3 protein-coding genes are annotated in these 3,190 nt (G+C 58.5%); all 3 read right to left on the bottom strand.

What is annotated here, in order from left to right:
* Nucleotides 1-534 (bottom strand): sigma factor (locus NKI67_RS33670; RefSeq protein WP_352649147.1); only part of this gene is annotated, 534 nt, incomplete at its 3' end.
* Between the two features lie 127 nt (nucleotides 535-661).
* Nucleotides 662-922, bottom strand: a complete 261-nt coding sequence (locus NKI67_RS33675; RefSeq protein ID WP_352649148.1) for a hypothetical protein — start codon at nucleotides 920-922, stop codon at nucleotides 662-664.
* Nucleotides 923-1,386: 464 nt separating this feature from the next.
* On the bottom strand, nucleotides 1,387-2,190 hold the full coding sequence (locus NKI67_RS33685) for an ATP-binding protein (protein ID WP_352649152.1): 804 nt from the start codon (nucleotides 2,188-2,190) through the stop codon (nucleotides 1,387-1,389).
* Nucleotides 2,191-3,190 lie beyond the last annotated feature (1,000 nt).

The following is a 3,190-nucleotide window of genomic DNA, read 5'->3' on the forward strand; positions in this document are numbered from 1 at the left end:
GGGACGATGCCATCTCACGCAGGCATCCGGCCTGCGCAACTGGGTGAAGGGCCCTTCCGCGTTCCAACCTGACCTGGGATTTGATTGCATTTTCGGCAATATTGCATTTTCGGAAATCAGGTCCGGGCCCTCTTCATCCGAAGGGATGAGTTCAGCTGCCGATTCTCCATCGGGTGTTATCGGGGCGTCGAGTGAAACGAAGTTCAATGGGAGCAACTTCGGTTTCCGCTTCATCCGTCGGCTCGACAGAACGTCCTTATTGGCGATTAGGTAGGTGCTAACTGCCGACAATATCCACCAACGGGCATTGGTTCCGAACCGAAATCCTCTGCTCGGAGCGAAACAACGGGCAGCCTCGAGCAGGCCGCATCGTGCCTCCTGCTTGGAGTCCTCGACCGAAAGGCCACTCCTGCGCAGGTCCTGGACAATTCTGGTCACAAGCGGCTCGTGGGCTAGGACCAGTGCGTGCAGCGCGCGATCACCGCCACTGGTTTTCCAGCGATCGAAAAGCGAGAGTTCCTCCTCCCGGCTCATCAGGCCGCCTGATCGGCTCGTTAATACCCGTCCGAAGCCTTGCCTATGGTCGACTACCCGTTCGTCCGTAACCGGACTTGGCTGCTTGCCCGAGAACGAAGACCAAGCGCCTGGAGACGACGCTCGGTTACCCATGCGCCCAAAAGCGACCTGATCGAGAGCGGCGTCCATGGCTCAAAACCTCTTCGGTGGCACAAAAAAGGCAGATGGTGTGGCCGGCATCCATGCCGGCCAGGTGAGAGCACCAGTGATACTCGCCGTCCGGCGAGTTCTTCACTCGTTTGTCGCCATAGGCGGCAACCTCGCCGGTACTTTGGATGACATAGCCTTGCGGCTTCTCTCTGGTCGCCTTGGCGTTGAGCAATCCAGGTTGGAGCACCGGGCCCAAGGATAAGTCCATCCGGTCGGCGCTTGACGCGCACTAGCCGGAGACACCGTGAGCGTAGAAATGGCAAGACTGGCCAAAGCGACGGCACTCATGATAGATACGGCGCGTGAGCAGTACATGACGTTCTCCGGGGTTTTCCAGTCACCAGTCGGCCTGATGATGTATGGCCTTCGCGCATCTATCTGTCGGCTTCCGATGTGACCGACTGTACAGAGTGCAAGACACGTTCTGCCGGTGCGCCTGTCTCGCGAAGATCAACGATGTCGGGGCGGCGCACGCAGGATCTGCAGCTCGCGTCTCGATTGGACCATCACGGGGCGTCGTGCGAAGACTGGACCCGGACCGCGCATGTAGTGAAGCTCGGGTCGGTATCGTGGAGCCACGAAATCGCGAACCGCGGATACCCAGCCTGCGATTAAAGCGCGGAGTTTCATCGTAGTTGTTCCTTTCCTGTCTAGGCAGCGTCAGTCCGCAAAGCAGGCCAACGTTGCCGGCAACCAAAGATCGATCGTCGTGCCCCGACTAGGAGCGCTTGTTATTGAGAGTCCACCACCCAAGCTTTCCATCAGTTGCCTGACGGTCGCGAGGCCAAGACCGGTGCCATTGGTCCTCGTCGAGAAATTCGATTGTCCCGCCATCTTCAGCGTCTGGTGGTCCATCCCCACCCCGCTGTCGGCGACAGAAAGGCGGATCATCCGCTCGCGTCCGCCTGGGTGAGAGGCAGGCGGAAACTCCAACGCCGCTGTGATGGTGACGTCGCCGCCTTCGGGCATAGCGTCGCGCGCATTGAGAACCAGGTTGAGCAGAGCGCGCTCGACAAGCTGGCGGTCGATGAAGGCAGGCGGAAGCTCTTCGGCGCTGTCTAATTTGAGCCTGATATCTGGAGAGAGGACGCTGGCGAGAGCCGGCTCGAGTAGCTCAAGTAGCTGGCGAATCAGCACAGGTTCAGGGCGCACCGGCCGCGGATTGGTGAAATCGAGAAGTTGGCGAGCGAGTACCTTGGCTTGAAATGCGCAGTATATTGCGCCATCGATCTTCTTCAGCTGCCTGGACGTACCTACGTGTCGAGCTTGCAGTTCCTCAAGGATAGTGACGATTGGCGTCAGTAGGTTGTTGAAATCGTGAACGATGGACGAAAGAAGCAGCCGCGAGTCAGTCGCTGTAACGGCTGGAGCCGCCTCCGAGCCGCGATAGCCTGATGTCAAAGGCGCTGGGGCCCGGTGAGCGGGCAAGCGACCCAAAGCCGTCGCGGATTCTGATGCGCGCATGCCAACCTCGCAAGATTGGAAGAGCCATTCGCGGCTACTTCGTTACTCGTAATTTGATCGTTTTGCATGCCGTGAGCTATTGCACGTGGGTGGTGCGCAATGATCGATACGTTGCAGCAAGTAAACCTAGATTTAGTACGAACGTGTCGGACTTTCATGTTCGCACGTCGCGTCCGCCCCGGAAGCCCCGGCCGCGGCAAATCAGAGAAAGTCGGGTGGCGAATGTAGCTCGCCGGCATCTGAGCCGCGTCGAGTCGACACACGAAGGATTTGCTTCGATGCGAATGTATGAGTTCCCCGATTCGCCCTGGGTAACGCTTCAATTTCGAAATCTCGGAGGAGCCCTTTTCCAAGGTATGCCGTTGCGAGCCATTTCGTAGCCGGTCTGGTACAGTGAGCGCATGTAGTTGTTGTCAAACGGGGTCTTCGCTTCGACCGTGAAATCGTTTGGATATCGATGAAGTTGTAGTCGATGCCGTGGCGCCTAGAGATCGCATAAAGCCTGTTATGGTCGCCGATGCCTTGCGTCTTGATTGGGGATGAGACCGCCTTCTCCGCGATGTCGCACAAGGTGAGCTTGACGATGCTGGGCTCCGGCGTCGTGCGACCGTTACGGATCACGTACAGCCGGGCCGTGACCCTAGTGTGGAAGGTCCGGTCGAGTTCATGCAAAGTGAGGTCGGCGGGCATCAGGAAGACTTCGTTGCTGGCGCCGTCGTCAACGTGCATCTCGTGATAAGTCTTACCCGCCCCCGTGACTTCCAGATTGACCGGCGGAAAGATGCCGGGGATGGACGGGGACGCTAGGACCACCTGCTTGAATAGCTTCCAGGCGGACCGGCTTGTGACTCGCAGCGATCGCGCCCATGTCCCAGATGATGGCGCGATCGGCATCGAGGTTGGTTGTCCTGATGAAACAGCCGTTGGCCTTTGACCGGCTCCTGCGCAATCTTCGCCAGAACGGCATTGGTGATGTATTTGTCCTCATTTTCGCGAGCGG

Source organism: Mesorhizobium sp. M0408 (assembly GCF_040321495.1).
Taxonomy (GTDB): Bacteria; Pseudomonadota; Alphaproteobacteria; order Rhizobiales; family Rhizobiaceae; genus Mesorhizobium.

Bases quoted from the DNA above. Each gene is read 5' to 3' on its own strand.
- NKI67_RS33685 (WP_352649152.1), bottom strand. From the start codon at position 2,190: ATGCGCGCATCAGAATCCGCGACGGCTTTGGGTCGCTTGCCCGCTCAC.